Annotated in this window: 22 protein-coding genes; 13 read left to right on the top strand and 9 right to left on the bottom strand. The window is 70.3% G+C overall.

The annotated features are described in order from the left end of the window. Positions 1–66 precede the first annotated feature (66 nt). The gene (locus C8E87_RS01495) at positions 67–708 is read left to right on the top strand and encodes a response regulator (RefSeq protein WP_133871400.1); all 642 of its coding nucleotides are present in this window, start codon (positions 67–69) and stop codon (positions 706–708) included. A gap of 6 nt (positions 709–714) precedes the next feature. On the opposite strand, the gene C8E87_RS01490 is transcribed toward C8E87_RS01495, so the two are convergent. Together C8E87_RS01490 and ppdK are read right to left on the bottom strand one after the other, a co-directional pair. Next, positions 715–1,092, bottom strand: coding sequence for a hypothetical protein (locus C8E87_RS01490; RefSeq protein WP_133871399.1), 378 nt, complete (start codon positions 1,090–1,092; stop codon positions 715–717). 9 nt (positions 1,093–1,101) lie between these two features. Further along, positions 1,102–3,759, bottom strand: coding sequence for a pyruvate, phosphate dikinase (gene ppdK, locus C8E87_RS01485; protein ID WP_133871398.1), 2,658 nt, complete (start codon positions 3,757–3,759; stop codon positions 1,102–1,104). A 125-nt stretch (positions 3,760–3,884) separates the two neighbouring features. On the opposite strand from ppdK, the gene C8E87_RS01480 reads away from it, so the two are divergent. The 4 genes from C8E87_RS01480 (at position 3,885) to C8E87_RS01465 (ending at position 6,495) form a co-directional block, all read left to right on the top strand. Next, complete coding sequence (locus C8E87_RS01480; protein ID WP_133871397.1) at positions 3,885–4,925, top strand: zinc-dependent alcohol dehydrogenase family protein; 1,041 nt, start codon at positions 3,885–3,887, stop codon at positions 4,923–4,925. Next, positions 4,922–5,584, top strand: a complete 663-nt coding sequence (locus C8E87_RS01475) for an SRPBCC family protein (protein WP_133871396.1) — start codon at positions 4,922–4,924, stop codon at positions 5,582–5,584. Before C8E87_RS01480 ends, C8E87_RS01475 begins: the two co-directional genes overlap by 4 nt. 34 nt (positions 5,585–5,618) lie before the next feature. Continuing rightward, complete coding sequence (locus C8E87_RS01470; RefSeq protein ID WP_239080619.1) at positions 5,619–6,095, top strand: Crp/Fnr family transcriptional regulator; 477 nt, start codon at positions 5,619–5,621, stop codon at positions 6,093–6,095. Positions 6,096–6,189: 94 nt separating this feature from the next. Next, positions 6,190–6,495 (top strand): hypothetical protein, encoded by a 306-nt coding sequence (locus C8E87_RS01465; RefSeq protein ID WP_166661025.1) that lies wholly within the window; start codon positions 6,190–6,192, stop codon positions 6,493–6,495. A 60-nt stretch (positions 6,496–6,555) separates the two neighbouring features. Here the strand turns inward: C8E87_RS01465 and C8E87_RS01460 are convergent, their stop codons facing one another. After that, positions 6,556–7,452 carry a Gmad2 immunoglobulin-like domain-containing protein gene (locus C8E87_RS01460; RefSeq protein WP_166661024.1) on the bottom strand — a complete coding sequence of 299 codons (897 nt, stop codon included), beginning with the start codon at positions 7,450–7,452 and terminating at the stop codon, positions 6,556–6,558. A 248-nt stretch (positions 7,453–7,700) separates the two neighbouring features. Here C8E87_RS01460 and C8E87_RS01455 point away from each other — a divergent pair, with 248 nt between their 5' ends. From C8E87_RS01455 to C8E87_RS01430, 6 genes are all read left to right on the top strand, one after another. Then, positions 7,701–8,885, top strand: coding sequence for an ABC transporter ATP-binding protein (locus C8E87_RS01455; RefSeq protein WP_133871393.1), 1,185 nt, complete (start codon positions 7,701–7,703; stop codon positions 8,883–8,885). A 126-nt stretch (positions 8,886–9,011) separates the two neighbouring features. Continuing rightward, complete coding sequence (locus tag C8E87_RS01450) at positions 9,012–9,701, top strand: CBS domain-containing protein (protein ID WP_133871392.1); 690 nt, start codon at positions 9,012–9,014, stop codon at positions 9,699–9,701. Between the two features lie 106 nt (positions 9,702–9,807). Further along, positions 9,808–10,200 (top strand): Hsp20/alpha crystallin family protein, encoded by a 393-nt coding sequence (locus tag C8E87_RS01445; RefSeq protein WP_133871391.1) that lies wholly within the window; start codon positions 9,808–9,810, stop codon positions 10,198–10,200. A gap of 122 nt (positions 10,201–10,322) precedes the next feature. Then, positions 10,323–11,321, top strand: coding sequence for a zinc-binding alcohol dehydrogenase family protein (locus tag C8E87_RS01440; protein ID WP_133871390.1), 999 nt, complete (start codon positions 10,323–10,325; stop codon positions 11,319–11,321). Positions 11,322–11,666: 345 nt separating this feature from the next. Further along, entirely contained in the window at positions 11,667–12,683 is a 1,017-nt protein-coding gene (gap, locus tag C8E87_RS01435) for a type I glyceraldehyde-3-phosphate dehydrogenase (RefSeq protein WP_133876550.1), read from the top strand. 4 nt (positions 12,684–12,687) lie between these two features. Then, positions 12,688–13,302, top strand: a complete 615-nt coding sequence (locus C8E87_RS01430) for a CBS domain-containing protein (RefSeq protein WP_133871389.1) — start codon at positions 12,688–12,690, stop codon at positions 13,300–13,302. Positions 13,303–13,362: 60 nt separating this feature from the next. On the opposite strand, the gene C8E87_RS01425 is transcribed toward C8E87_RS01430, so the two are convergent. The 6 genes from C8E87_RS01425 to C8E87_RS01400 all read right to left on the bottom strand — a co-directional run bounded on the left by C8E87_RS01425 (position 13,363) and on the right by C8E87_RS01400 (position 21,491). Further along, positions 13,363–14,346, bottom strand: coding sequence for an Acg family FMN-binding oxidoreductase (locus C8E87_RS01425; RefSeq protein ID WP_133871388.1), 984 nt, complete (start codon positions 14,344–14,346; stop codon positions 13,363–13,365). A gap of 78 nt (positions 14,347–14,424) precedes the next feature. After that, on the bottom strand, positions 14,425–16,149 hold the full coding sequence (locus C8E87_RS01420) for a GAF domain-containing sensor histidine kinase (protein WP_133871387.1): 1,725 nt from the start codon (positions 16,147–16,149) through the stop codon (positions 14,425–14,427). A 396-nt stretch (positions 16,150–16,545) separates the two neighbouring features. Then, positions 16,546–17,532 (bottom strand): Acg family FMN-binding oxidoreductase, encoded by a 987-nt coding sequence (locus tag C8E87_RS01415; RefSeq protein WP_133871386.1) that lies wholly within the window; start codon positions 17,530–17,532, stop codon positions 16,546–16,548. Between the two features lie 34 nt (positions 17,533–17,566). Next, the gene (locus C8E87_RS01410; RefSeq protein ID WP_133871385.1) at positions 17,567–17,872 is read right to left on the bottom strand and encodes a hypothetical protein; all 306 of its coding nucleotides are present in this window, start codon (positions 17,870–17,872) and stop codon (positions 17,567–17,569) included. A gap of 101 nt (positions 17,873–17,973) precedes the next feature. Beyond that, the gene (locus tag C8E87_RS01405; protein WP_133871384.1) at positions 17,974–18,846 is read right to left on the bottom strand and encodes an alpha/beta fold hydrolase; all 873 of its coding nucleotides are present in this window, start codon (positions 18,844–18,846) and stop codon (positions 17,974–17,976) included. Next, entirely contained in the window at positions 18,843–21,491 is a 2,649-nt protein-coding gene (locus tag C8E87_RS01400; protein WP_133871383.1) for a cation-translocating P-type ATPase, read from the bottom strand. The genes C8E87_RS01405 and C8E87_RS01400 overlap by 4 nt, the downstream gene beginning before the upstream one ends. A 106-nt stretch (positions 21,492–21,597) precedes the next feature. On the opposite strand from C8E87_RS01400, the gene C8E87_RS01395 reads away from it, so the two are divergent. Both C8E87_RS01395 and nifJ read left to right on the top strand, forming a co-directional pair. Next, positions 21,598–23,235: an NAD(P)-binding protein gene (locus C8E87_RS01395; protein WP_133871382.1), complete on the top strand. Its 1,638-nt coding sequence runs from the start codon at positions 21,598–21,600 to the stop codon at positions 23,233–23,235. Next, positions 23,232–26,804 carry a pyruvate:ferredoxin (flavodoxin) oxidoreductase gene (gene nifJ / locus C8E87_RS01390; protein ID WP_133871381.1) on the top strand — a complete coding sequence of 1,191 codons (3,573 nt, stop codon included), beginning with the start codon at positions 23,232–23,234 and terminating at the stop codon, positions 26,802–26,804. The genes C8E87_RS01395 and nifJ overlap by 4 nt, the downstream gene beginning before the upstream one ends. Positions 26,805–26,932: the final 128 nt, after the last annotated feature.

Below are 26,932 nucleotides of genomic sequence, written 5' to 3'. Positions count from 1 at the left end.
GCAATGGCACAGCGGCCGGGCCCTTCGGCCCTGGGCGCACGGCTTCGGCGGAGATAGGAACGAAGGATGATTCGGGTCTTTCTGCTCGACGACCACGAGGTGGTGCGCCGCGGCCTTGTCGACCTGCTCCAGTCCGGCGGCGAGATCGAGGTGGTCGGCGAGTCCGGCTCCGCTCAGGAGGCGGCCCGGCGCATCCCCGCGCTGCGGCCCGACGTCGCGATCCTCGACGCGCGCCTGCCCGACGGCAACGGCATCGACGTGTGCCGCGATGTGCGGGCGGTCGACTCGTCGATCAAGGGGCTGATCCTGACCTCGTACGAGGACGACGAGGCGCTGTTTGCCGCGATCATGGCCGGCGCGTCGGGTTACGTGCTGAAGCAGATTCGCGGCACCGACCTGCTCGACGCGGTCAAGCGGGTGGCAGCCGGACAGTCGCTGCTGGACCCCGCGGTGACGGCACGGGTGCTCGAGCGCATCCGCAACGGCGTGGAACAGCCGCGCGAGCTGGCCGCGCTCACGGAGCAGGAACGCCGCATCCTCGAGTACGTCGCCGAGGGCCTGACCAACCGCGAGATCGCCGCCCGGATGTTCCTGGCCGAGAAGACGGTGAAGAACTACGTCTCCAGCATGCTCACGAAGCTGGGACTCGAGCGGCGCACCCAAGCGGCGGTGCTCGCCACCAGACTCCTGGGCGAGCACCCCCACTGAAGCGTCTCAGCGACGCCGGCACGGTTTGTCGAGGCCGGCCGGGTGGGCGCCGATCAAACGGGCCCACAGCGGCCGTGGCGTGGACGTCCGCAGAGGCGGACGTGGCGCCCCCTTGATGCTGACCCAGCCCCCTGGTCCCATCGTCACCGCACCCACGGCCGAGCGACGCCGGCCGGCGGCAACGGCCAGCGCGATGGCGATCACCGCCGCCCCGCCGAGCACGGTGCCGACGAGTTGATTGATGTCGATGACAGGCCGGAAGGTCGCTGTGCCGGACCCGGCGATCCAGGCGCCGACCGGCCGTTCACCGTCCAGGACGGGAACGACCGTGACGTCACCGGACACGGGGACGGCGACGGGCCGGGCCTCCAACGTCGTACTCATGACGGTTCCTCATCTGCTGTCGGAGTGAGAAGCGGAGACGTTTGCCCGACCCGCTTCCAGCCGGGCGACAGGGACCCGGAACGGCGAGCAGGACACGTAGTCGAGGCCGGCGTCGTGGAAGAAGCGCACCGAGGCGGGATCGCCGCCGTGCTCGCCGCAGACCCCGACGGTCAGGTCCGGCCGAGCGGCCCGGCCGCGGGTGACGGCGATGCGGACCAGCTCGCCGGCGCCCTCGATGTCGATCGTCTCGAACGGGGAGACTCCGAACACGCCCAGGTCGAAGTAGCGGCCGAAGAACGCGCTTTCCACGTCGTCGCGGGAGAAACCCCAGGTCATCTGAGTGAGATCGTTGGTGCCGAACGAGAAGAACTCGGCCGCTCCGGCGATCTGGCCGGCGGTCAGCGCAGCTCGGGGGACCTCGATCATCGTGCCGATCCGGATGGGCGGCGCGCCGGGCACGCTTGCCAGGACGGTCTCGGCCTCCGCACGTACGGCCTCCAGCTCCTGAACGGCGCCGACCAGCGGCACCATGATCTCGGGCCGGGGATCACCGCCGGCGGCGACACGGGCCGCGGCTGCCTGCGCGATGGCCCGGACCTGCATGGCGAACAGCCCGGGGATGACCAGCCCGAGGCGCACTCCCCGCAGACCGAGCATCGGGTTGGCCTCGTGCATGCGGCGGACGGCGCTCAGCAAGGCGCCGTCGTGACCGGGGTCCTTGCCGAGCGCCTCGGCCCTCGCGACGCGGGCGGTCAATTCCTCGAGCGGGGGCAGGAACTCGTGCAGCGGCGGGTCGATCAGGCGGATCGTCACCGGCAGGCCGTCCATCGCGGCGAACAACTCCTCGAAGTCGGCCCGCTGCAGCGGCAGCAGGGCGGCGAGCGCCTCGTCGCGTTCCGCCGCGTTCCCGGCCAGGATCAGCCGCTCGACCAGGACGCGCCGGTCGCCGAGGAACATGTGCTCGGTGCGGCAGAGCCCCACGCCGGTGGCGCCGAAACGACGGGCCCGGGCGGCGTCGGCGCCGGTGTCGGCGTTGGCGTGCACCCCGAGTGTCGCGACGTGATCGGCATGGATCATCAGGCGTTCGACCGCGGCCAGCAGCGGGTCGCCGTGCGCGGTCAGCTCGCCCTCGAAGTACCGGACGACCTTGGACGGGCTCACCGGCACCGATCCGGCGTAGACACGGCCGGTCGTGCCGTCGATCGAGATGATGTCGCCGGCCCGCAAGGTCGTGCCGTTCACGCTGAGCGTGTTGTCGCCGACGAGCACCTCCTCGGCGCCGCAGACGCAGGTCTTGCCCATGCCGCGGGCGACGACCGCCGCATGCGACGTCTTGCCGCCGCGACTGGTCAGGATGCCCTGAGCGGCGATCATGCCGGGCAGGTCGTCGGGGTTGGTCTCACGGCGCACCAGGATGACGGGGCCTGTCGCGGCGGCTGCTTCGGCGTTGTCGAAGACGATGGCGCCCACGGCCGCGCCCGGGGAAGCGGCCACGCCGGTGGTCAGCGGCTCGGGAGCGGCGGACTCGTCGAAGCTGGGGAACATCAGCTGAGCCAGCTGCTCACCGGAGACCCGCTGCAGCGCCTCGTCCAACGTGATGGTGCCCTCGTCGACCAGCTGGGCCGCGATGACGAAGGCCGCGGCGGGGGTGCGCTTGCCGACCCGCGTCTGCAGCATCCACAGCTTGCCGTTCTCGATCGTGAACTCGATGTCGCACAGATCGCGGTAACGCTGCTCGAGCCGCTGCATGATCGACAGCAGCTCCCGGTAACTACCCGGGTCGAGAGCCTCGAGATCGGCCAGACCGACGGTGTTGCGGATGCCGGCCACGACGTCCTCGCCCTGCGCGTTCTGCAGATAGTCACCATAGACACCGCGCCGGCCGGTCGCCGGGTCACGCGTGAAAGCGACGCCGGTGCCGGAGCGGGCGCCACGGTTGCCGAAAACCATGGCCATGACGTTGACCGCGGTTCCCAGATCCTGCGGGATGCGTTCCTTGCGCCGGTAGATCCGGGCCCGTTCGGCGTTCCACGACCGGAACACCGCGCCGATGGCCAGGAAGAGCTGCTCGTGAGGTGACTGCGGGAAGTCGCGTCCGGTGGCGGCGTGGAAGACCTTCTTGTAGGCGTTGACGAGATCCTGCAACTGCCCGGCGTCGAGCTCCGCGTCGCTACGAACACCGGCGGCGTCGCGGGCGTGCGCGAGCTCGGTTTCGAACTCCTCGCCCGGCACGTCGAACACCGTCTTGCCGAACATCTGGATCAAACGGCGGTAGGAGTCCCAGGCGAACCGCTCGTTCTCGCTGCGCCGGGCCAGACCAGTCACGCTGACGTCGTTCAGCCCGATGTCGAGAATCGTCTCCATCATGCCCGGCATCGAGAACTTCGCGCCCGAGCGCACCGACAGCAGCAGCGGGTCCTCCCCGTCGCCGAACGCCTTGCCCAGCTGGTTCTCGACCATCCGCAGATGATGCTCGACCTCGCCGAGCAGGCCGCTCGGCATCGAGCCGGTGTGCAAGTACTCGCGGCACGCTTCCGTCGTCACCGTGAAGCCGGGCGGCACGGGCAGACCCATCCGGGTCATCTCGGCCAGGTTGGCGCCCTTGCCACCGAGCAGATCCTTGAGGTCCTTGTTCCCCTCCACGAAGTCGTACACATATCTGGTCATCCGGAACGCACCCCTTTCCTCTCTCCTCGTTGGTAGCCCTGCCGAGGACCCGCACTGTAGGGCCGGAGGTCCCTACCCGCTGTGTCCCGCCGGGCCGACCGTGGAGGGAAGGAAAGGAGATGGTCATGAAAGGACTTGTTTACGGCGGTCCGGGAGTGCGCTCGTGGACCGAGATTCCCGACCCGATCATCCAGGACCCACGTGACGCGATCATCCGGGTCGACGCGGTCACCATCTGCGGCACCGACCTGCACATCCTCGGCGGTGACGTGCCCGAGGTCGAACCCGGACGAGTGCTCGGCCACGAGGCCGTGGGAACGGTCGTCGAGATCGGCGACGGGGTTTCGGGGCTCGCGGTGGGGGACAGCGTTCTGGCTTCATGCATTTCCGCGTGCGGCATCTGCTCCTATTGCCGCCAGGGCGCCTACGGACAGTGCCGCAACGGTGGCGGCTGGATTCTCGGCCACCTCGTCGACGGGGTGCAGTCGGAGCTGGCCCGGATTCCGTTCGCGGACCTGTCCACGTACAAGTTGCCGGAGCAGGTGACCAACGAGGCGGCGGTGCTGCTGGCCGACATCCTCCCCACCTCGTACGAGGTCGGGGTGCTCAACGGCGGCGTCCGGCCCGGTGACACCGTGGTGATCGTGGGGGCCGGCCCGATCGGTCTGGCTGCCGTGATCACGGCTCGGCTCTTCTCGCCCGCGCACATCGTCGTGATCGACAAGGCTCAGAGCCGTCTGCAGGCCGCGAAGATGTTCGGCGCCGACATCACGGTGCTCGCCGGCAGTCAGGACCCCCTTGAGACCGTACGGGCAATGACCGGTGGACTGGGCGCCGATGTCGTCATGGAGGCGGTTGGCACGCCGTCCACGTTCGAACTGTGCACGACCCTGGTGCGGCCCGGCGGCCGGGTGGCGAACATCGGCGTGCACGGCAAGCCGGCCACGCTGCACCTGGAAGACCTGTGGATCCGCAACGTGACCATCACGACCGGCTTGGTCGACACGTACTCGACGCCGCGCCTGCTCGACATGGTGGCCGCCGGTCAGCTCGACCTGGGCCACATGATCACGCACCACTTCGGTTTCGGTGAGTTCATGGACGCGTACGACGTCTTCGCCGACCCGATCCACTCGGGCGCCCTGAAGGTGATGGTGTCGGGATGAAAACCTGGACGCTGGTCGCCGCCGCGGGCCTGGTGGCGGCTGCTGTCTCTGCCCCTGCTCGCCGCTGGTATCTGACCTGGGGCGCCACCACGGACGAGATCGCCGAGGAACTTCCGGGCGACGACCTGCTGCCGGACGCCGACCTGGTGTCCACACGGGCCGTCACGATCGCCGCTCCACCTTCGGCGGTGTGGCCGTGGCTGATCCAGATGGGCAGCGGCCGGGGCGGGGCGTACACGTACGACTGGATCGAGAACCTTTTCGGACTGAATATGCACAGCGCCGACGAGATCGTGCCGGAGCTGCAGCATCTGGCCGTCGGTGACGAGCTGCCCCTGGGCAAGGACGCCCCGCCCATGCGGGTGGAGACGTGCGACGAGAACCGGACGCTGATCTTCCGGTCCGTCGACGGACTGTGGGTGTGGGCCTTCGTGCTCCGTCCCGTGGCGGGTGGCACCCGGCTGATCAGCCGCAACCGCGTCATGCCGCCGGCTGCCGGTTTCGTTGGCACGTTCATCTACAACGCCGTCATGGCGCCGGGCAGCCTCGTCATGGAACGCCGCATGCTGATCGGCATCAAGATGCGCGCCGAACGGCTGGGCCGCACCGCCGAGACCGAGGGCCCTTCGGCCCTGACCGCCGAGGGCCTGAGTTCCTAACCTGGGGCTTCGACCACGAGGAGGGGACGTCGCTGTGGCCTCGCTGACGGTTTTCGACCTGCTTGCCATGCACGATTTCGTGTCGGACCTGCCGGCCGGGTGGCTGCACCGGCTGGCGTTGCTGGGCAAGCCGGTCCACCACCCGGCCGGGACCCGGCTGTTCCGCGAGGACACAGCGGCGAAGCACCTGTGGTTACTGCACAGCGGCACGGTCTCGATCGACTTTCACGTGCCGGGCCGCGGCGACATCCAGATCGAACGGGTCGGGGCGGGCTCGGTCTTGGGATGGTCGTGGGCACGCCCGCCGTACCTGTGGAGGTTCGGCGCCGCTGTCATCGAGGACATGCGTGCTGTCGCCGTCGACGCGTCGCGCCTGCGTGAACTCATGACGGAGGCGCCGGATCTCGGCCTCCAGATCAGCGAACGGATGCTCGACGTCGTCGCGGGCCGCCTCCAGGCAGCCCGTCATCGATTGATCGAGTTGTACGCGTACCCCGGCACCCCCTCCTGACTGCCGCATCCTGTCCGGGACCCCTGCCCTTCCGTACCGGGACCTTGGTCCCTGCCGATCACGCCCGGCTGCTTGCGAACGTGGAAGGCGGGAGGTGGTCGAGATGCTGTATGTGATGATGCTGGCGATAGTTGTAGGCACCGCCCTGGTGATCGCGCTGGTGCCCGAATCACCCACCGGGTCCCCGGCCGAGGCAGAGAAGACCACGCACGGGAAGGACGCCGACGGACGTACGGGATCGGCGTCCCCGCAGAGCCTTGAGGGCGTCCTGGTCTCGCAGCTGAGCTCGGGCGAGATCAATCGGCGGCAGTATGTGCGCGAGATGGAGAGGCTTGCCGCGCGCGACGACAAACGTCATCCCCTTGTCGTGCCCCCGGATCTGGGGTCGGCGGCTGCCTGACACCGGTTCCGCCGTGGCGGGACCAGTGCCGTGGCAGCCGCTACGGTCCTCCGCCCGGTGTCATGCCGGCTGCTGAACGAAGGCGACCCGGACCGCTGTCACCTTGATGATCGTGCCGTCACGGGCGGAGCGTTCGGACGCGACGACCCAGCCGGTGCCCGACTTCGGGGTGGTGAACGAGATCTGGCCGGTGAAGGGCCGCATCACGTCCCCGCCGCCGATGACCTGGCCGGCGCCGACCTGGCGCACAGTTCCGTTGCGGATCGCGACCACCCGGACCGCGACGTTGCCCTCGAACGCGAGCGCCCGGCCGCTGATCGTCATCGGCGAGGTGACGACCTCCAGGTCGCTCGGGGTGATCGCGGCGGCCGGGCGGTCGACCACGATGGTTCCGGTCGTGACGTCCAGGACGGTGAAGGAAGACTTGCCCTTCCCGAGGGTGACCGTGCTGATCGGACCGGTCGGCGAACCGGCCCGCACGTCGACCGTGGCGATGAAGTCGCTGCGCCACCGCGACGCCCGAACGACCGGATCGCGCATGCCGGCCACGTCGGTCAGGAAGGCCCGGGCGGCCCGGCGAGCGTCGGCGAGCGTCGGTCCGAACCCGTCCGGCGGCGTCATCTGAAGCCACTCGTAGAACGCCGGAACGTCTCCGTTGATCGAGTAGACCGTGCTGCGGACCGTCCCGAACTGCTTGAAGGTCGCATCGAGCTCGGCCAGCAGAGCGGCGCTGCCCGCACTACTGGTGGAGTTGCGCAGTTCCTCGCGGTAGTCGCGGAAGTCGGCGTACCCCACCCTGTTCTTGATCTTGACGCTGCGCAGCATGCCGGCCGTCGCCTTGCTGAACGGCGACCGGTATCCGTCGTGGCGCTCCGCTCGGGTCGGGCCGCTCACCAGTTGGCGAAGGGCCGCTGTGGCCACCTTGGGGGATTCGGGCACGGTACGGCTCACTGCCATGACCGCAGTGGGATCGTCTCCCGAACCTCGATGGAAGAAGACCCGGACTGTCATGCGCCACCACCCCTGCACCTTGAGGCTACGGCGATCGATCGCCGCGGGTGAGGGCTCATCGGCCCTGTTCGGGCGGACATCCGGCACCCGGTGGCCGGTCCGACGACCCTGACGCATCCGCGCGGGCCGGGCTGTACTGAACAGATCATCGCCGTTGCCGAGCGTACGGCGGGAGTGGCGCAGGGAGGTGTCCCATGTCGGTCGTGAGACTGGACCACCTGACGAAGGTGTTCCCGGGTGGGTCGAAGGCGGTCGACGATCTGAGCCTGACGATCGAGGACGGCGAGTTTCTCGTGCTGGTGGGCCCGTCCGGGTGCGGGAAGTCGACGGTGCTGCGGATGATTGCGGGTCTCGAGGACGTGACCACGGGACAGGTGTCGATCGACGGCGAACAGGTCACCGACTGGGCGCCGAAGTCCCGCGACATCGCGATGGTCTTCCAGAACTACGCTCTGTACCCGCACATGACGGTGGAACAGAACATGGGTTTCGCCCTTCGTCTACGGAGAATCGACAAGGGCGAGATACGCGAGAAGGTGGGCAGCACGGCGGAGTTGCTCGGGTTGTCCGATCTGCTCGAACGCAAGCCGGCCGCGCTCTCGGGCGGGCAGCGCCAGCGGGTGGCCATGGGTCGCGCGATGGTGCGCCAGCCACGCGTCTTCCTGCTCGACGAGCCGCTGTCGAACCTCGATGCGAAGCTCCGTGTCTCCATGCGCGCGGAACTGGCACGGTTGCACCGGCGGTACCGGGTCACCACGGTCTACGTCACCCACGATCAGGTGGAGGCGATGACCCTGGGCGACCGGATCGCTGTCCTGGACAAGGGCCGCCTGCAACAGGTGGGAACCCCCGATGAGCTGTACCGTGTGCCGGCCAACCAGTTCGTCGCCGGGTTCATGGGCTCGCCGAGCATGAACTTCGCGACTGTCGCACTGCGGGGCGACGCGTCGCGGGTGACGGTCGAGCTGGCCGGACGGCAGTTCGAGGTGCCGGAGGCTCTCCTGCTGCGCCCCGCCCTGAGCCGCTATCTCGGCTCGGCGGTCGTCCTGGGGCTTCGCCCGGCTTCGTTCTCGGCCGACGCCGGAGAGGCGGCCGCGACCCTGGACGTCGTTCCCCTGGGTGTCGAGTCGCTGGGCGACGAGAAGCACGTGCTGTTCCACCTCCCGCAGGGCGACGCATCACCCGCCGGCGGCAGCGACATGCCCGTCGCTGTGGACGAATCCGCCGGCGCCCAGCTGTGGACCGCGAAGGTGCCGCAACAGACCCCCGTCACCATCGGCGATCCGGTGTCGCTGGCCATCGACCTGAGGGAGGCGTACTTCTTCGATCCCGGCGACGGTGGCACGATCCCGGTTGTCCCCGTCGCGGTTGCGGCGTGAGGCCGGACTGCCGGGCGGCATCGTGACACCGGGCCGAAAGTCCCGGCCCGGCACTCCGCCCGGCCCTGCTCGAGCCGTGCCCAGCGCCATAGCGTGGTTGCCGTAGGCCTGACGAAGGAGGGCACGGTGAAGACCTGGGGTGTCGACGATGTGATGACGAAGGCGGTTCTGTCGGTGGACGCCGCCGCCACCTACCGGGATGTGGTCGATCTGCTGGTCGACAACAGGTTGAGCGCGGTGCCGGTGATCGACGCGTTCGGCCGCGTGGTGGGGGTGGTGTCCGAGGCTGACCTGCTGCGCAAGATCGAGTATGCGGGTGATGAGGAGCCCCGGCTGTTCGACGGGCGCCGGCGCCGCGATGACCGGCACAAGGCTCTCGCGCGCACGGTGTCGGAGCTGATGACCGCGCCCGCGGTGACGGCGCTCAGCGGCACGTCGATCGCGGCGGCCGCCCGGCTGATGGATCGTGAGAAGGTCAAGAGGCTGCCGGTCGTCGACGACCTGGGCCGGCTGATCGGCATCGTCTCGCGGGGTGACCTGCTCAAGACCCACCTGCGGCCTGACGACGAGATCCTGGCCGACATCGAGGCGGCCGTGCTGCGGCCGTACGTGGACGACGAGAACGCATCCGTCACCGCGGCCGTGGTCGACGGCGTTGTCACCCTGTCGGGCAAGGTCGACCGCTGGTCCTCGACCGAGATCGTGGAGCGGCTGAGCCGGCAGGTGGCCGGGGTCGTCGAGGTGCGGTCGGACCTGACGTTCTCGCACGACGACAGCCAGCTGCGCGGCGTCCGCTTCGGAACGGGAGTCAACTGACGGGCCCCCCGTCGTCCCGACCGGTTGAGGACTTCCGCCTCTGACCAGCGGCCCTGTCGCGCGCTCGGATAGAGGTGAAAGCCCACATCCGAAAGGAGATGACGCGATGTCCGGACTGTTGCCACGCCTGTTCGGAGACATGACCGACTGGCTGGAGGTCGACTTCCCGCGTCCGCTGCCCGCGATCCGCTTCGAGGACCGCATCACCGACGAGCAGTACCTGCTGCGCGCCGAGTTGCCGGGGCTCGACCCCGAGAAGGACCTGCAGATCGCGGCCTTGCACGGCGTGCTGACCGTCAAGGCCGAACGCCGCGAGGAGGAGAAGGGCCTCAACCGCAGCGAGTTCCGTTACGGCTCGATGCAGCGGTCGGTGCGCCTGCCGGCCAATGCCGACGAGAGCAAGATCAAGGCGACGTACCGTAACGGCATCCTCGAGATCGTGGTGCCGCTGTCGGCGCCGCAACCGGAGGCCCGCCGGATCGAGATCGCCGCTGAATGAACGAGCGGACACGCAACCGGCCGAGGGATCGGCGGCTCGGGCCGCCGATCCTGGCTGACGGCAGGGCGGATCATCGGGTGTGTGGACGGGTCGCCGATCACGGTGGAGCAGGGAGGCGAAGCATGTACGGCTGGCAGGTCAGCGATCCAGGACCGGACGTTCGCCGGGCGATGACCAGGGTGGCGATGAGGGTGCCCCGGCTGGCGGCGGGTGAACTGCTGGTGGCGGTCGATGCCTGCGGGGTGTGCCGGACCGACCTGCACGTGGTCTGCGGGGATCTGCCGGTTCATCGTCCGTCCGTGGTCCCGGGCCACGAGATCGTTGGTCATGTGCTCGAGCTGGGTGACGGGGTGAGCGGGTTCCGGCCCGGTGACCGGGTCGGGGTGGCGTGGCTGCGCCGGACCGACGGCACATGTCGTTACTGCGCTCGCGGTGCTGAGAACCTGTGTCCCGGTTCGCAGTACACCGGGTGGGATGCCGACGGTGGGTACGCCGACTGCGTCACCGTACCGGCGGACTTCGCCTACACCCTTCCGCACGGGTACTCGGACGTTGAGCTGGCCCCGCTGTTGTGTGCCGGGATCATCGGCTTCCGGGCGTTGCGCCGGGCCGAGCTGCCCGAGCACGGCACGCTGGGAATTTACGGCTTCGGCGCCTCGGCGCACCTGACCGCGCAGGTGGCGATCGCTCGCGGTGCCCGTGTGCATGTGCTGACCCGCTCGCCGCGGGCGCAGAAGCTGGCCCTGGAACTCGGTGCCGCCTCCGCTGCCGGCGCCTTCGACGAGCCGCCCGAGGCGCTGGATTCCGCGGTGCTCTTCGCCCCGGCCGGTGATCTTGTGCCGGTTGCGTTGCGCGCTCTGGACCGCGGTGGCACTCTGGCGATCGCGGGGATCCACCTGAGCGAGATCCCGTCGCTGGACTATGACCGCGAGCTGTTCCAGGAGCGGACGGTTCGCAGCGTCACCGCCAACACTCGCCGGGACGGCCGCGACCTGCTGGCGTTCGCGCAGGAGCACCGGCTTCGTGTCGAGGTCACGCCGTACCCGATGGCCAGGGCCGCCGATGCGCTGGCAGACCTGGCCGGGGACGCGGTGACCGGAGCCGCTGTTCTGGTGCCCTGAACCCGTGCTGAACTGCGGGTCCGGAGTGACTCCGGCGCTGCCGTCCGCATGGTGACACCGTGGATCAGCGAGCGATGATCCCGTACGCGGTCCGGGTCGTCCGTCCACGGTGCCCTGCACAGTGTCCTCATCGTGCGGGTCCGGGGCGTGGACGGAGCAGGCCGGGCCAGGTGGGACAGCACCGATTGTGCGTGGCCTCGTGGTCAGAGACCCTGTGCCCGAACTGACCGGCCGGAGGCGTGTCGCTGGGGCCCGTTCACGCGGGACCTTCGGCTCTGCCGCGGCGGGTGTGGCGGCGAAAGGCTGGAGGGGACGGAACGAGACACGGACAGGAGGGCGATGGCGATGACCTATCGCATCGCGATCAACGGGTTCGGCCGGATCGGCCGCAACTATCTGCGTCTGCTGGCAGGCAAGGCGCCGCTTGCGGCGGAACTTGAGGTGGTGGCGGTCAACGACCTGTACGACACCGCCATGCTGGCGCATCTGCTGGAGTACGACTCCACGTTCGGGCGGATCGGCGCCGAGGTGGGTTACACGGGCGATCACCTGGTTGTCGGTGGCCGGAGCATCCCGGCGTTCGCTGAGCGGTCGCCGGACGGGTTGCCGTGGGGTGAGCTGGGCGTCGATCTGGTGATCGAGTCGACCGGTAAGCTGCGTACGCGCGATGACGCCGCCCTGCATCTCAAGGCGGGCGCCGGCCGGGTGCTGATCTCCGCTCCCGGCAAGGGCGGGGTCGACGCGACGCTGGTTCCGGGCGTCAACGCGGACACGTACGACCCGGTGAAGCACCAGGTCGTCTCGGCGGCGTCGTGCACCACCAACTGTGTGGCTCCGCTGGTGAAGGTGCTGCACGAGGCGTTCGGGATCGAGCGTGGCTATCTGACGACCGTGCACGCCTACACCAATGATCAGAATGTGCTGGACGCGCCGCACAAGGATCCGCGGCGGGCACGGGCGGCCGGTGTGAACATCATTCCGACGAGCACGGGGGCGGCCAAGGCGGTCGGGCTGGTGTTGCCGGAGCTGGCGGGCCGGTTGGACGGTGTCGCGTTGCGGGTGCCGGTGGTGGACGGTTCGGTCAGCGACCTGACGCTGGAGCTGGGTGCCGAGGTCACGGCGGAGCGGATCAACGAGGTGGTCGCCTCGGCCGCGGCGAGTCCGGGGCTGAGCGGGATCATCCGCTACACCGAGGCGCCGGTGGTGTCCTCCGACATCGTCGGTGATGCGGCGTCGTGTGTGTTCGACGCGGGGCTGACCCAGGCGCAGGGGCGGCTGGCGAAGGTGTTCGGCTGGTACGACAACGAGTGGGGCTACACCAACCGGCTGCTCGACCTGACCGTGCTGATGGCCGGGAGGTGAGCTCGTGCGCGCGAAGGACATCATGTCGAGCCCCGTGCACACCGTGACGGAGACGGCATCGGTCGAGAGCGCTGCCGCGCTGATGACCGCCAGGGGTGTGACCGCCCTGCCGGTTGTGGACGACACCGGCCGGCTGGTCGGGATGGTCAGCGAGGGTGACCTTCTCTGGCATCGCGTCGCACCGGACCCGACCGCGCACATCCGGCAGTACCCGGACACCGACCCGAGCGAGCGGCCGGGCATGGTCACCGAGGTCATGGCTTCGTACCCGCTGGCGACCCGTCCCGACATGGACGTGGCGGAGGTGGCCGAGGCGATGCTCGAGCACGACGTACGGAGTCTTCCGGTGCTCGACGGCAACGAGCTGGTGGGCATCATCAGCCGCCGGGACATCCTGCGGGCCATGGTGCGCAGCGACGAGGCTCTGGCCGCCGAGGTGCAACACCGGCTCGACGAGTACGCCGACGGATCGCAACGCTGGAAGGCGGCCGCCGAGGGCGGCATCGTCACGGTGACCGGGGAGTACAGCGACGAGACCGAGCGAGCGGTGGTGACGGTGCTGGCGCGTACGGTTCCCGGCGTGGCTGCCGTACGTCTCGCTCCACCGTTGGCGGCATGACCGCATCGGGTCGGCGAAGGGGTGGTGCCCGCGGGCACCACCCCTTCCTGGCCGGGAGGGTCAAGGTCTCGAGGCGTCGTCCTCCCCTTCGACGAAGGTGACGAACTCGCGCAGGTCCCGGCGTGGAGCTTCCGGCGCTGCCGTGCGGCCGGCGCGGTACCCGAGCCGTACGACAAGGTACGGCTCACCGATGCCGCGCAGCAGGTGGCGGAGAAGCTGGCGTGGCCAGTCCTTCTCGACGACGTCACTGAGCGGCGCGGTCGCCAGCCCGTCCGCGGTCGCCAGCAGCAGGAGCGCGGACAAGGCCTCCCCGGCGCGCAGAAGACTCATGGGCCGGTCGTCGAGTCCGAAGAGCACGACGAAGGCGGCACCCCGGTCATGGCCGGGACCGGACTCCAGGCGGGCCTCCCCGCCGGGGAAGAAATCCCGGACGGGGACCGGGCGCGGTGCCGGACGCACTGCCGTCCTCGCGGTGACACCGTCCCCGCTGTCTGCCGGGCGGCTGGTCCATGTCCTCAGATCGGACCGGTAGCTGATGTCACGTGTCTCGGTGCCCGCCGCCACCTCGGCCGAGAAGGCCAGCCGGGTGACCTGCTCCGGGCCGACCACATGCAGGTAGGCGCCTTCCGACTCGACGAAGCGCCGCAGCTTGGTCAGTTCGAAGCCGGTCACCGGACGGTCGCTGAACGCTCGGCGGTCGGTGTGCCGCCGTGCGATCACGGCAGCCATCCGGACCGCTTCGGGGTCCGGCGTGGTCGGCGGGCCCAGCGAGATGCGGGCCAGCAGATGCGGTCGTTCCCCGTCGGGCAGGCGTTCGACCGCCGCCGACCAGCCGGCCGCGTCGAGGAACGTGCGAGCATGGTGCAGAGCCGCGCCGCAGCTGAGCAGGAGCAGGCGGCTGTCCGGGTCGATGCTCCGTACCCGGCGGCGGTGATCGGTGAACAGCTCCATGCGGTCGCCGTCGATCCGCCAGGCCCACGGTTGGGTGTTGAAGACCGAGGGCGCTTGCCGTGCCGCGCGAACGGCCTGCTCGAGCGGTGTCATAGCAGGACCTCCCACTTCGGTGTCCCCTCCACCGTGCGGCGCGCGCCGGAACCGGTGACAGGGGCGAAGGACCCGCTTTCACCCGCCGGTGGGCGCCCGCCAGACGAGCAGTGTCCCGGTGCCACCCGTACCGGGGCCGACGTCGAAGGCGCCGCCCAGGTCGTGAGCCCGTTCGCCCATGTTGACCAGGCCACCGCGGGCGAGGGCCGGGTCGAAGCCGGTGCCGTCGTCCTCGATCCGCAGGACGACCTCGTTGCCGGCGGCGCCCACCGAGACCCGTACGCTGGTGGCCTGAGCGTGCCGTGCGACGTTGGACAGCGCCTCCCGCAGGACGGCGATCAACTGGGGTTTGAGGTCGTCCGGCACGGCGCTGTCGATCGGCCCGGCCGTGTCCACGGTGGGGCGGAACCCCAGCGCCTCGGTGGCCGCTTCGACGGTTTCGCCCAGTTCGGTCCGTAGCGACGAGCCGACCGGGGCCCGCAGCTCGAAGATCGACCGGCGGATGTCGCGTATCGTGGCGTCCAGGTCGTCGACGGCGGTGTTGATGCGGTCGGCCACCTCGCGCTTGCCGGCCTGGTGGACGGCGCCTTGCAGGTGCATGCCGGTGGCGAACAGCCGCTGGATCACCACGTCGTGCAGATCCCGCGCGATCCGCTCGCGATCCTCCAGGACGGCGAGTTGCTGGCGTTCCTCCTGGGCGCGTGCCCGCTCGAGGGCGAGTGCGGCCTGGCCGGCGAACAACGGCAGCTGCACCGCGTCCTCGTCGGTGGGGGACTGGCCGATGGGCTGGGTGACGATGAGAACGCCGTGCAGCGTGTCGGCGCCGGCCAGCGGGGCCGCCATCGCCGGGCCATCGGGCATCGGACCGGGCCAGTCGGCGGCCGCCCGCAGATTGTCGATCGCGCGGTATTTCTCCCGGGCGAATTCGGCGACCACGTGGGTGTCCACCGGGACGACCCGGCCGACCAGTTCCGTGCAGACCGGATCCGTGCCCTCGGCCACCTCGATGGTGTAGCGGCTGTTCTCCTCGTCGTAGAGCATGACCAGCGCGAGCTCGGCGCCGGTGACCTCGCGGGCGCGGCGGGCGATCAGCGTGAGCGCTTCTCTGCGCCGGACGGTGCCGAGCAGCACCCCGGTGATCTCGGCGGTGGCGGCCAGCCAGCGTTCCCGGCGGCGGGCCAGCGCGTACAGGCGGGCGTTGTCGATCGCGACACCTGCCGCGGCGGCCAGCGCGACGACAATCTCCTCGTCGTCGTCGCTGAATTCCTCGGCGTCGCGTTTCTCGGTGAGGTAGAGGTTGCCGTAGATCTGGTCGTGGGTGCGCACCGGCACACCCAGGAAGCTGTGCATAGGGGGATGGTTCGGCGGGAAACCGTACGAATCGGGGTGTTGCCTGATGTCGGGGAGGCGGACCGGTTTCGGGTCGGTGATCAGCACGCCGAGCACGCCGCGGCCATGCGGAAGATCGCCGATCTTGGCGTGCTGGGCCGGATCGATGCCGTGCGTGATGAAGTCCGCCAGCTCGGTGCGGTCGGCGCCGATCACCCCCAGCGCGCCGTATCGTGCGCCGACGAGCGCGCACGCCGACTCCACGATCCGCTGCAGAGTGCTGCGCAGGTCGAGGTCGGTGCCGATGCCGACCACCGCGTCGAGCAGGGAGCGCAGGCGCTCGCGGCTGGCCATCACATCGCCGACCCGGCCGAGCAGCTCCTGAAGCAGCTCGTCCAGCTGGATGCGGGACAGGGGACCGAGCCCGAGAGACGGTGGCTGGCCGCGGCCATCTGCTGACGACTTCTCACCCATGGAGGCGAGGCTAGTACGCCAAGGTGCGGTGCGAAACAGCCCCCGAAAAGGGATGTCCCGGACGCTTGGCGCGTCCGGGACATCCCGGTGAGGGCGCGATCGCTCGTCGGCCCCGAAGGTGGTTCGAGGAGTGCGACGTATCGGCGGAAACCCGGTGGCGCCACCGTCGTGCGGGCAGAGAACAGATGAGGACAGCGATGAACCCGCACGGCGGTAGCCGGGTTCACCAGCCGGACCTTCCTCGGGCCCATGACGGGGGAGAGCCTCGCCACCTCAGATTGTCACCTGCGTGCCGGTGAACCTGTCTTCATCATGCCTTCACGCGACGGTGCCGGCCAGGGCCGTCGGTCCCGAGGTGGCCGACCTCTTGGTCCTGCCACTCAGGGCAGCGCGTCCCTATCGGACCAGCGCTTCCTCGCGCACTTTCAGGACCTCGCCGGCGGGGCGTCGCGGCGTTGCGGGTGGAACTCGTCCGTAGCCGACCCTCAGCACCATCTGCGCCGAGAGCTCGCTGTCCGGGCCGAGCAGGATCTTGCGGACCGCGGGCACCTCCACCAGCTGGCTGATCGGCATGGCGGCCAGCTGCTGGCAGGTCGCGGTCAGCAGCAGCCGTTGCAGGGCCTGACCCGCGCGGACCCAGTTCTCGGGCCGATCACCCTCCGTTGCCAGCACCAGGACGGTCGGCTGCGATTCGAAGTTCTCCGCCGGCCGACGGTGTCCTGATTTGCCGGTGAAGTCCCGCAAAGGCATCACGCCGAGCGCGTCCGACGCACCGGCCGCCCAGCGCGGGACACCCTCGCGTTGTCCCGCACCCGTGGTCCACCGGTCGAGTTCCTCCTCATAGCCGGGACGTTCCCGCAGCCAGCGGTCGGCCGATCTGGCCAGGCCGAGCAGGGCAGTACGGGCGACCGGCGAGGCGACGCTCAGCACGGCGCCTTCCTGCCGTGCGGCATCCCGGAGGCTCTCGACAGCCGCCTCGGGCGGAGACACAGGCGAGAACGCCCAGCGGTTCGTGCGCCGGTGGGAGATCGCCGCGGACAGCGACTCGGCAGCGGCCGTGACGGTTGCCCGGCCCCGAACGGTCACCCGGGCCACCAGCTCCGGATCCATCGCGGACGGAAACATCCTGGTCCGGGATGCGAAGCCGGAACGGCTGATCGCCAGACGGAGCGTGAACAGCGCCGCTCCGACGCTGATCAGTTGCTCCCGCCCGGCCGGGTCGATCACGCGCAGCCGCCGGTCGGAATCGGCGTACAGTTCGATCGCGTTGCCGTCGATCACGAACTTCCACGGCTGGCTGTTGTGCAACGAGGGCGCCGAGCCGGCCGCGGCCACGCAGCTCGAGAGCACCTTTTCCGACGGTACGACCGATCGAGAGCTCATCACCCCTCCAAGGATCACGGTTGAACGGCTTTCCTCACGGCTTGCCGGCGCCACTGCCGGCCTCAGGCGGGACCCGCAGCGGCCGGCGGTCGTCGTCGGCGGCGGCCAGCCGTTCCATCGCTTGCTGGTACTGGCTTGCGTTGAGGCGCTGTCCGAACAGGTCCGCGACGAGGCCGCCCTCCAGAGTGCTCGGTTCCGTTCCGGGCGCGGTCGTGGCCTGCGCGCTTCGTCTGTGTGCCTCGTTGCGGACGCGCTCGTCGCGCCAGTCCCGGACGATCGGCCACAGACCGAGCAGGACGAGCCCGATGAACACCGAGCTGACCAGGATCATGGCTGTCATCGTCGTCACCTCCTCAGCAGCAATCCGACGCTATCGAGGGGCGGGGACACGCGGCAGGACCGAAGGTCCGGTGCCCACGGGACGTCCGCCCCGTCGGCCCCTCATCCCGGCGACCAGGACGCCGCCACGGCGGCGAGTTCGTCGGCGATGACCGGCTGAAGCGGGCCGGGCAGGTCGTGCCCCATTCCGGGGAGGACGACGAACCGGGCGCCGGGAATGGCCCGCGCTGTGGCGAGGCCACCGGACAACCGTACGAGCGGGTCGGCGTCGCCGTGCACGACCAGCGCGGGCATGCGCAGACGACGCAGCAGCGGCCGGCGGTCGGTCGCGAGGACGATGGCCGCCAGTTGGCGGCGTACCCCGCCCGGGTCGTGGGCACGCTCGAAGCTCCGCCTGGCGACGTCGCGGAGCCACGGCTCGTCGAGCGGGTAGGCGGGAGAACCGATGGTCCGGAAGATGCGGACCATGTGAGCCGCCGCCTGCTCCGGGTTGTGCGCGGTGCCGCTCAGCAGCGCCGGAAGGGCTCGTGGACGAGGGCGGCCGATGTGTGGCGCCGGTGTCGAGGACAGCGACGTCAGCGTACGTACGCGGTCCGGATGCCGCACGGCGAGCGTCTGCGCGATCATCCCGCCCAGCGACACCCCGGCCACGTGCGCGGTGAGCCACCCGAGCCCGTCGAGCACGGCCACCGCGTCCTCTGCCATGTCGGGAAGTCCGTAGCCCGGGGTGCGGGTCAGCATGACCTTGGGGGAGGCGATGCCGTGGCCGGTGAGGTGGGTGGAGAGCCCGACGTCGCGGTTGTCGAACGATGCCACCCGGAAGCCGCGATCGATCAGCAACCGCCGGAAGGTCTCGGGCCAGAACAGCATCTGCAGGCCCAGACCCATGATCAGCAGCAGCGGTGTGCCGTCGGTGGGGCCCTCCACCCGGTACGCGATCTCGACCGAACCGTTTCGTGCCGTGCTCGACGTCATGACCGCGTCCCGTCTGCTTTCCGCCGGCGCCACCGGTAGAGCTCGTCGGCGCCCCAGACGAGAACCGGGAACGGCAGCAGGAAGGCCAGGTGAGCCGGTCCCAGCGCGGCGGTGCCGAAGATTTCCTGCAACGGCGGGACGTAGATGAGGGCAGCCGCGAAGGCGAGCTCGAAGGCGATGCCGGCCAGCAGGAGCCGGTTGCTGAGCAGGCCGATCGACCGCAGCGCGGCCCGGTCGGTGCGGGCTGCGAACGCCGTGCCGATCTGACAGGCCACGATGCCGGCGAAGGTCATCGTGGTGGCCAGCCGGTAGACGTGATCGGAGACGCCGGCGTCCGGGTGCCAGCCCGCCCGCCACAACGTCCAGAAGTAGCCGGCCATGACCAGCACGGCCGAGACGACGCCGAGCAGGCCCCAGGCGCGCAGCAGCAGCCGTTTGTCGATGACGCCTTGCCTCGGCGAGCGTGGTGGCCGGTCCATCAGGCCCGGTTCGGCGCGTTCCCGGCCCAGGGCGAGAGCGGGCAGCGTCTCGGTGCCGAGGTCGATGGCGAGGATCTGCAGCACCGTGAGCGGCAAGGGCACCGCGCCGCCGGACAACGCGAAGACCAGGAAGGGGACCACCTCGGGAACAGCGTGGGCGAAGATGTAGAGCACGAACTTGCGGACGTTGTCGAAGACCCGCCGCCCGGCGTCCACGGCCCGTACGATGGTCGCGAAGTTGTCGTCGGTGAGCACCATGGTCGCCGCTTCCCGCGCGACGTCGGTGCCCGAGCGGCCCATGGCCACCCCGATGTCCGCGTGCCGCAGGGCCGGGGCGTCGTTGACCCCGTCGCCGGTCATCGCCACGATCTGCCCACCGGCGCGCAGCGCCTCACAGATCTGGAGTTTGCCCTCGGGCGACGAGCGGGCGAAGATCACCTCGTCCGGCTCGGCCAGCAGAGCGTCCAGTTCGGCCTCGCTCATGTGGTCCAGCTGCTCGCCGGTCACGATCCGGCGGCCCTCACCTCCGATGCCGACCTGCCGGGCGATCTCGGCCGCGGTCGGCCCGTAGTCACCGGTGATGACGTGGATCCGGATGCCTGCCCGGTGAGCGGCGGAAACGGCGCCGGCAACCCCGGCCCGGGGCGGGTCCACCATGGCGACCAGGCCGAGCAGGTGCAGATCGCGTTCGGCGGCAGCACGGTCCGGTGGCGCCGGATCGAGCTGACGAGCCGCGACGGCGAGCACGCGCAGGCCGGCGTTCGCGTACCGATCGACCGCCGAGGCGACGTCGGCACGTACCTCCGGCGTGACCGGGACGATCAGCCCGTCGGAAGCTCGGACACCGGTGCACAGCGGCAGCACCGATTCGACGGCGCCCTTGGTGTGCACGCCGTCGGGGTCGACGGTCGACATGCGCTTCAGCCGGGCATCGAAAGCATGGAGAGCCGTACGCGCCTCGTCGCGCTCAACGGTGTTCACCGGAATGCCCAAGTCGGCCGCGAGGCGCAGCAGGGCCAGCTCGGTCGGGTCCCCCGTGTCGTTTGCCGTCGTGCAGCGGGCCGCGGCGGAGGCAAGGTCGCGAGCCCGTGGATCGTCCGGTCCGACCTCCGAGCCGGGCAGCCAGATCCGCGCGACCCGCATCCGGTTCTCGGTGAGCGTGCCGGTCTTGTCGGTGCAGATCACCGTGGTGGAGCCGAGGGTCTCGACCGCGGACAACCGTTTCACCACGGCGCCCCGGCGGGCCAGTTCCCGCACCCCGGCGGCGAGCGCGAGCGTGATGGTGGGCAGCAGCCCTTCCGGCACGTTGGCCACGATGAGGCCGATCGAGAAACTGATCGCGGCCGCCCAGCCGAGCCCGGCGACCACGCCGATCGGCAGGAACGCCGCCCCGGCGGCCACCGCGGCGATGGCGATGATCCAGGTCGCCCGGCGGACCTGGCGCTCCAGCGGGCTCGGCTCGGTCTTACCCCGCTGGGACAGTGCCGCGATCCGGCCGATCTCGCTGTGCATGCCGGTGTGGGTCACCACGGCCCGGCCCTGTCCCGCGACGCACACCGTGCCGCTGAACACCAGCTCCGGCGCCTCGAGCAGCGGGCCCGGCGCGAAACGCGCGTCGGCGGTGCGACCGGCCGGTACGGACTCGCCGTTGAGAGCCGACAGGTCGACCGACACCGTGCCCTCGATCAGGCGGCCGTCGGCGCAGATCCGGTCGCCCTCGGCGATCTCTATGACGTCGCCCGGAACGAGGTCACGGGCGGGGATGTCGGCGATCCGGCCGTCGCGCAGGGCCCGGGCGCCGGACGGCAGATACGCGGCCAGCGCCTCGACCGCCCGCTCGGCCTGCCGCTCCTGCACGAAGGCGAAAGCGGCGTTGAGCAGGATGACAGCGACGACAGCGAGGGCCAGCTCCGGGGTGCCGCCGAGCCAGGCGAGCACGGCGGCCAGCATGAGCAGCACCGCGAGCGGCTGGGTGAACTGGGCCAGCAACTCCCCGGGCCAGGTCCGGGCATGCTTGCGCGACAACTCGTTCGGGCCGTAGACGGCCAGCCGCCGGGCCGCGTCGCGGGCGCCCAGCCCGCCGGCCGAGGTGCGCAGATCGCGGAAGAGCTGTTGCGGGGGGCGGCGGCCGTCGACGGCGTCGAGCCCGGTGAGGGTCTCGGTCATAACCTCAGAGTTGACGCCCCGCCCCTGGACGGGCAGGGTCGCCCGCCCGCACAGAAGGGTCCTTCGGCCCTGAGAGGCGATCTGCGTACGGGCGTTGCATGGAAGCATGAGCAGGCCTCATGACGATTTGACCGCACCCCCCGATCTGCGCCTCGACACGCCGCGCGGCGGGCCGGACCGGGCGCGGCGTCCGGTCTATCTCGATCTGACACCGCCGTGCAACGCGGGGTGCCCGGCCGGGGAGGACATCCAGGGCTGGCTGGCGCTCGCCCGGGAGGGCGACAACGAGGGCGCCTGGCGAAAACTGGTCGCCGCCAACCCGCTGCCCGCGGTCCACGGTCGCGTCTGCTACCACCCTTGTGAGAACCTCTGCAACCGAGCTGAGCTCGACAGCTCGGTCTCGATCCACGGTGTCGAACGTTTCCTCGGCGATCTCGCCGTCGAACGTGGCTGGCGGCTGGACCCACCGCCCGCTCCGAGCGGGAAGCGCGTCCTGGTGGTCGGCGCCGGCCCGAGTGGCTTGTCCGCGGCCTACCACCTGGCCCGGCTCGGACATCGGGTGGTCGTCCGCGACGCCGGGGCCGAACCGGGCGGGATGATGCGCTACGGCATCCCCGCCTACCGTCTGCCCCGGGACGTGCTGGACGCCGAGATCGCCCGCATCGCCGCACTGGGTGTCGAGATCAAGACCGGTTCCCCCGTACGGGATCTGGCCGCTGAACGCCGGGCGGGGAACTTCGACGCCGTGTTCGTGGCAGTCGGTGCTCACCTGTCCAAACGGGTCGACATTCCGGCTCGGGAGGCCGGCCGGATCGTCGACGCGGTGAGCCTGCTGCGCCGGGTGGCCGCGGGGGAACGGCCCGCCATCGGTCGGCGCGTCGCGGTCTACGGCGGCGGCAACACCGCCATGGACGCCGCCCGCGTCGCTCGACGGCTCGGCGCCGAGGAGGCCCTGATCGTCTACAGGCGCACCCGGGCGCAGATGCCGGCGCACGTCGAGGAGGCCGACGAGGCCGAACGGGAGGGTGTGAAGATCAACTGGTTGCGGACGATCCAGGCTTTCGACGCTCCTGCCCTGACCGTCGAGTTGATGGAGCTCGACGAGGACGGGCGGCCGGTGCCGACCGGACGCACCGAGACCCTGGCCGCCGACACGGTCGTGCTCGCTCTCGGTCAGCGCGCCGACACCGCGTTCCTGCGCGACGTGCCCGGCATCGAGTTCACATCGGACGGCACGGTCCTGGTCTCCGCCCAGCTGATGACCGGGTGCCCGGGTGTTTTCGCCGGCGGCGACATGGTGCCCGCCGAACGCACTGTCACTGTCGGGGTGGGCCACGGCCGCACAGCCGCCCGCCACATCGACGCCTATCTTCGCAACCGCCCCGCGGCGGAGCCGGCCCGAGCACCGATCGCCGAGTTCGCCGGACTGCACCCCTGGTACTTCGGCGACGCCGACCGCCGGCAGCAGACCGAGCAGGACCCGCGCTCGCGGGTGGGCGACTTCACCGAGGTCGTCGGCGGGTTCGACGCCGCACAGGCGGGATACGAGGCGGCCCGCTGCCTGTCCTGCGGCACCTGCTTCGAGTGCGACGGGTGCCTGGGCGCCTGCCCGGAGGGTGCCGTCATCAAGGTGGGGCCGGGCGACCGGTACCGCATCGACTACGACCGCTGCACCGGCTGTGGCACCTGCGCCGCCCAGTGCCCGGTGCACGCGATCTCGCTGATTCCGGAGGCCACCTCATGAGCCGCGCGACGATCGACGGGAACGAGGCGTGCGTGTCGGTGGCGTACCGGGTCAACGAGGTGTGCTGCATCTATCCGATCACCCCGTCGTCGGCGATGGCGGAGCTGGCCGACGAGTGGTCGGCCGCGCGTCGGCCGAACATCTGGGGGTCGGTGCCGGCCGTCGTCGAGATGCAGAGCGAGGGCGGCGCCGCCGGCGCGCTTCACGGCAGCCTGCAGAGCGGTGCGCTGACGACCACCTTCACGGCCTCGCAGGGCCTGCTGTTGATGATCCCGAACATGTACAAGATCGCGGGTGAGCTGACCCCCGCGGTGCTGCACGTGGCCGCGCGCTCGCTCGCGGCGCAGGGTCTGTCCATCTTCGGTGACCACTCCGATGTCATGGCCGCGCGTACCACCGGTTTCGCGATGCTCGCCTCGGCCTCGGTGCAGGAGGCGCACGACCTGGCACTGGTTGCCCAGGCCGTCACGCTGCGGACCCGGGTGCCGTTCGTCCACTTCTTCGACGGCTTCCGCACCTCGCACGAGATCAACACCATCGAGACGCTCGGCGACGACGACCTCCGGGCTCTGATCCCGGCCGGGCTGGTCCGCGACCATCGGGCCCGGTCCCTGTCGCCCGAACGTCCCGTGATCCGGGGCACGGCCCAGAACCCGGACGTGTACTTCCAGGGCCGGGAGACGGTGAACCCGTTCTACGCACGGGTTCCCGCCGCCGTGCGAGCCGCGATGAGGGAACTCGGGGAGCGCACCGGCCGCCGGTACGACACCGTCGAATACACCGGCGCACCCGACGCGGAGCGCGTGATCGTTCTGATGGGCTCGGGCGTGCAGACGGCCCAGGAGACCGTGAGCCGCCTGATCGCCCAGGGCCAGCGGGTCGGTGTCGTGCAGGTTCGCCTGTTCCGGCCGTTCCCCGCCGAACAGGTGGCAGCCGCCATCCCGGCCACAGCGACCCGGATCGCCGTGCTGGACCGCACGAAGGAGCCGGGATCGCTCGGTGAGCCGCTGTTCTTGGACGTCGTGGCCGCCTTGGCCGAGAACCGCCGCGACGCCATGCCCACCGTGATCGGCGGGCGGTACGGTCTCGGATCCAAGGAATTCACACCGGGAATGGTCGCGGGCGTCTTCGCGGAACTGGCCCGGGAACATCCGCGTTCACGCTTCACCGTGGGGATCGTCGATGACGTCAGCGGCACCAGCCTGCCCTACGACGAGTTCGACATCGAGCCGGCCGGTGCGGTCCGTGCCGTCTTCTTCGGGCTCGGCTCGGACGGCACTGTCGGTGCGAACAAGAACACCATCAAGATCCTCGGCGCTGACCCGGGGCTGCATGCGCAGGGCTACTTCGTGCTCGACTCCAAGAAGTCCGGCTCGATGACCGTGTCGCACCTGCGTTTCGGACCCGAACCGATCCGCGCGCCGTACCTGATCCGCCGGGCGCAGTTCGTCGGCTGCCATCACCTCGGGCTGCTCGACCGCGTGGACGTGCTGGACCGTGCCGCTGCGGGCGGCGTCCTGCTGCTCAACTGCGCGCGACCCGAGCACGTCTGGGACGAACTCTCCCTGGACGTGCAGGAACAGATCCTCGAACGTGGCCTCAGCGTCTGGGCGATCGACGCCGACCGCATCGCCACCGAGAACGGACTGCCCGGACGCACCAACACCGTCCTGCAGACCTGCTTCTTCGCGATCTCCGATGTGCTGCCGTCCGATGCGGCGATCGCCCGGATCAAGGAGGCGATCAGCAAGACGTACGCCCGGCGTGGAGCCGAGGTGGTCACCCGTAACCACGCTGCCGTCGACGCGACCCTGGCCGCGCTGCGCCGGGTTCACGTGCCCGGCCACGCCACCGCGACCCGCCGGCGACCGCCGCCGGTGCCACCCGGTGCACCACCTTTCGTCCAGCGGGTCACCGGCGCCATGCTGGCCGGGCAGGGCGATCTGCTCCCGGTCAGCGCCCTGCCTCCCGACGGGACCTATCCCGGCGGCACCACCGCGTACGAGAAGCGCAACATCGCCGATCTCGTGGCGGTCTGGGACCCACAGACGTGCATCCAGTGCGGAACCTGCTCGTTCGTGTGCCCGCACAGTGTCATCCGGTCGAAGTTCTACGACCTCAAGGAGCTCGCCGGGGCGCCGGACGGATTCCCCACGGCGCCGCTGAACGCCCGCGGCCTGCCCGACAGCGGCTTCACGCTCGAGGTGTATCTCGAGGACTGCACCGGATGCGGGCTCTGCGTCGAAGCCTGCCCGGTGGGCACGCCGGAACGGAAGGCGATCAACCTGGAACCTCGGGAACCCCGGCTTCAGGCGGGGCGCGCCGATATCGCCTTCTTCGAGACCCTCCCGTACGCCGAGCGGTCCCGGGTCGACTTCGGCACGGTGCGCGGCGCACAATTCCTGCAACCGCTGTTCGAGTTCTCCCTCGCCTGCGCGGGGTGCGGTGAGACGCCGTACCTGAAGCTGCTCTCGCAGCTGTTCGGCGACCGCCTCATGGTCGCCAACGCCACCGGCTGCTCCTCGATCTACGGCGGCAACCTGCCCACCACACCGTGGACCCGCAACGCACAGGGCCGCGGCCCGGCCTGGTCCAACTCCCTGTTCGAGGACGACGCCGAGTTCGGCATGGGGTTCCGGCTCGCCGCCGATCTGCACCACCGGCTCGCCACCGACCGGCTCGGCCTGCTTCGTGACCGGATCGGCGCCGAACTGGTCGATGCGGTGCTGAACGCCGGCCAGCGGCGCGAGTCCGAGTTCGCCGCCCAGCGCGAACGGCTCGGCGAGATCACCCGCCGGCTGGACACTCTGCCGGCCGACGATCCGGCCGTCGCCGATCTGCGCAGCGTCCTCGACCATCTCGTACGACGCAGCGTGTGGATCGTCGGCGGTGACGGGTGGGCCTACGACATCGGCTCCGCCGGGCTGGACCATGTGCTGGCCAGCGGGCGCGACGTCAACGTGCTGGTGCTCGACACCGAGGTCTACTCCAACACGGGCGGGCAGATGTCCAAGGCCACACCGCTGTCAGCCGTCGCGCGGTTCGCCGCCGCCGGCAAGACCACCCCCAAGAAGGACCTGGCGCTGCAGGCGATCGCCTACGGCAACGTCTACGTCGGCCGGGTCGCGATGGGCGCCGACCCGGAGCAGACCCTGTGCACACTGCGCGAGGCGGAAGCCTACGACGGTCCGTCGCTGATCATCGCCTATGCGCACTGCATCGCCCACGGCATCGACATGCGCGACGGAATGGACCAGCAGCGCCGCGCCGTGCGCTCCGGATATTGGCCGCTGATGCGGTACGACCCCGTGCTGCGGGCCGCCGGACGCAACCCGTTCCTGCTCGACTCCCCACGCCCGCGCACCCCGTTGTCCGACTACACCGACCGGGAACTGCGGTTCCGCCGGCTCCGCGACACCGACCCGGCCGAGGCGGCCCGGCTCGCCGCACTCGCTCAGGAGGCCGTCGACCAGCGCTGGCAGGTCTACGAGGAGATGGCCACCCGCGGGCCGGAGCGCTTCCCGGCCGATGCCCGGCCCGCTCGTCCCGCTTCCGGGAAGGGGCAATGACAGTGATCGGTGCTGCGCGCGAGACCATGGCGGGAGGAGATACGGGTGGCTCTCGGCCGGAGGCGGCTCGGCATCTGGCCGCCCGCCTGATCTCCTCCGCCTGATCTCGTCCGACTGATCTCATCCGA

Source organism: Paractinoplanes brasiliensis, from assembly GCF_004362215.1.
Taxonomy (GTDB): Bacteria; Actinomycetota; Actinomycetes; order Mycobacteriales; family Micromonosporaceae; genus Actinoplanes; species Actinoplanes brasiliensis.
This window is presented reverse-complemented; position numbering and strand designations above follow the sequence as displayed.

What these genes read in the sequence shown, in the direction of transcription:
- C8E87_RS01495 (WP_133871400.1), top strand. Translation starts at nt 67, where the DNA reads ATGATTCGGGTCTTTCTGCTCGACGACCACGAGGTGGTGCGCCGCGGC.
- C8E87_RS01490 (WP_133871399.1), bottom strand. Translation starts at nt 1,092, where the DNA reads ATGAGTACGACGTTGGAGGCCCGGCCCGTCGCCGTCCCCGTGTCCGGT.
- ppdK (WP_133871398.1), bottom strand. Translation starts at nt 3,759, where the DNA reads ATGACCAGATATGTGTACGACTTCGTGGAGGGGAACAAGGACCTCAAG.
- C8E87_RS01480 (WP_133871397.1), top strand. Translation starts at nt 3,885, where the DNA reads ATGAAAGGACTTGTTTACGGCGGTCCGGGAGTGCGCTCGTGGACCGAG.
- C8E87_RS01475 (WP_133871396.1), top strand. Translation starts at nt 4,922, where the DNA reads ATGAAAACCTGGACGCTGGTCGCCGCCGCGGGCCTGGTGGCGGCTGCT.
- C8E87_RS01460 (WP_166661024.1), bottom strand. Translation starts at nt 7,452, where the DNA reads ATGGCAGTGAGCCGTACCGTGCCCGAATCCCCCAAGGTGGCCACAGCG.
- C8E87_RS01455 (WP_133871393.1), top strand. Translation starts at nt 7,701, where the DNA reads ATGTCGGTCGTGAGACTGGACCACCTGACGAAGGTGTTCCCGGGTGGG.
- C8E87_RS01445 (WP_133871391.1), top strand. Translation starts at nt 9,808, where the DNA reads ATGTCCGGACTGTTGCCACGCCTGTTCGGAGACATGACCGACTGGCTG.
- C8E87_RS01440 (WP_133871390.1), top strand. Translation starts at nt 10,323, where the DNA reads ATGTACGGCTGGCAGGTCAGCGATCCAGGACCGGACGTTCGCCGGGCG.
- gap (WP_133876550.1), top strand. Translation starts at nt 11,667, where the DNA reads ATGACCTATCGCATCGCGATCAACGGGTTCGGCCGGATCGGCCGCAAC.
- C8E87_RS01425 (WP_133871388.1), bottom strand. Translation starts at nt 14,346, where the DNA reads ATGACACCGCTCGAGCAGGCCGTTCGCGCGGCACGGCAAGCGCCCTCG.
- C8E87_RS01420 (WP_133871387.1), bottom strand. Translation starts at nt 16,149, where the DNA reads ATGGGTGAGAAGTCGTCAGCAGATGGCCGCGGCCAGCCACCGTCTCTC.
- C8E87_RS01415 (WP_133871386.1), bottom strand. Translation starts at nt 17,532, where the DNA reads ATGAGCTCTCGATCGGTCGTACCGTCGGAAAAGGTGCTCTCGAGCTGC.
- C8E87_RS01410 (WP_133871385.1), bottom strand. Translation starts at nt 17,872, where the DNA reads ATGACAGCCATGATCCTGGTCAGCTCGGTGTTCATCGGGCTCGTCCTG.
- C8E87_RS01405 (WP_133871384.1), bottom strand. Translation starts at nt 18,846, where the DNA reads ATGACGTCGAGCACGGCACGAAACGGTTCGGTCGAGATCGCGTACCGG.
- C8E87_RS01400 (WP_133871383.1), bottom strand. Translation starts at nt 21,491, where the DNA reads ATGACCGAGACCCTCACCGGGCTCGACGCCGTCGACGGCCGCCGCCCC.
- C8E87_RS01395 (WP_133871382.1), top strand. Translation starts at nt 21,598, where the DNA reads ATGAGCAGGCCTCATGACGATTTGACCGCACCCCCCGATCTGCGCCTC.
- nifJ (WP_133871381.1), top strand. Translation starts at nt 23,232, where the DNA reads ATGAGCCGCGCGACGATCGACGGGAACGAGGCGTGCGTGTCGGTGGCG.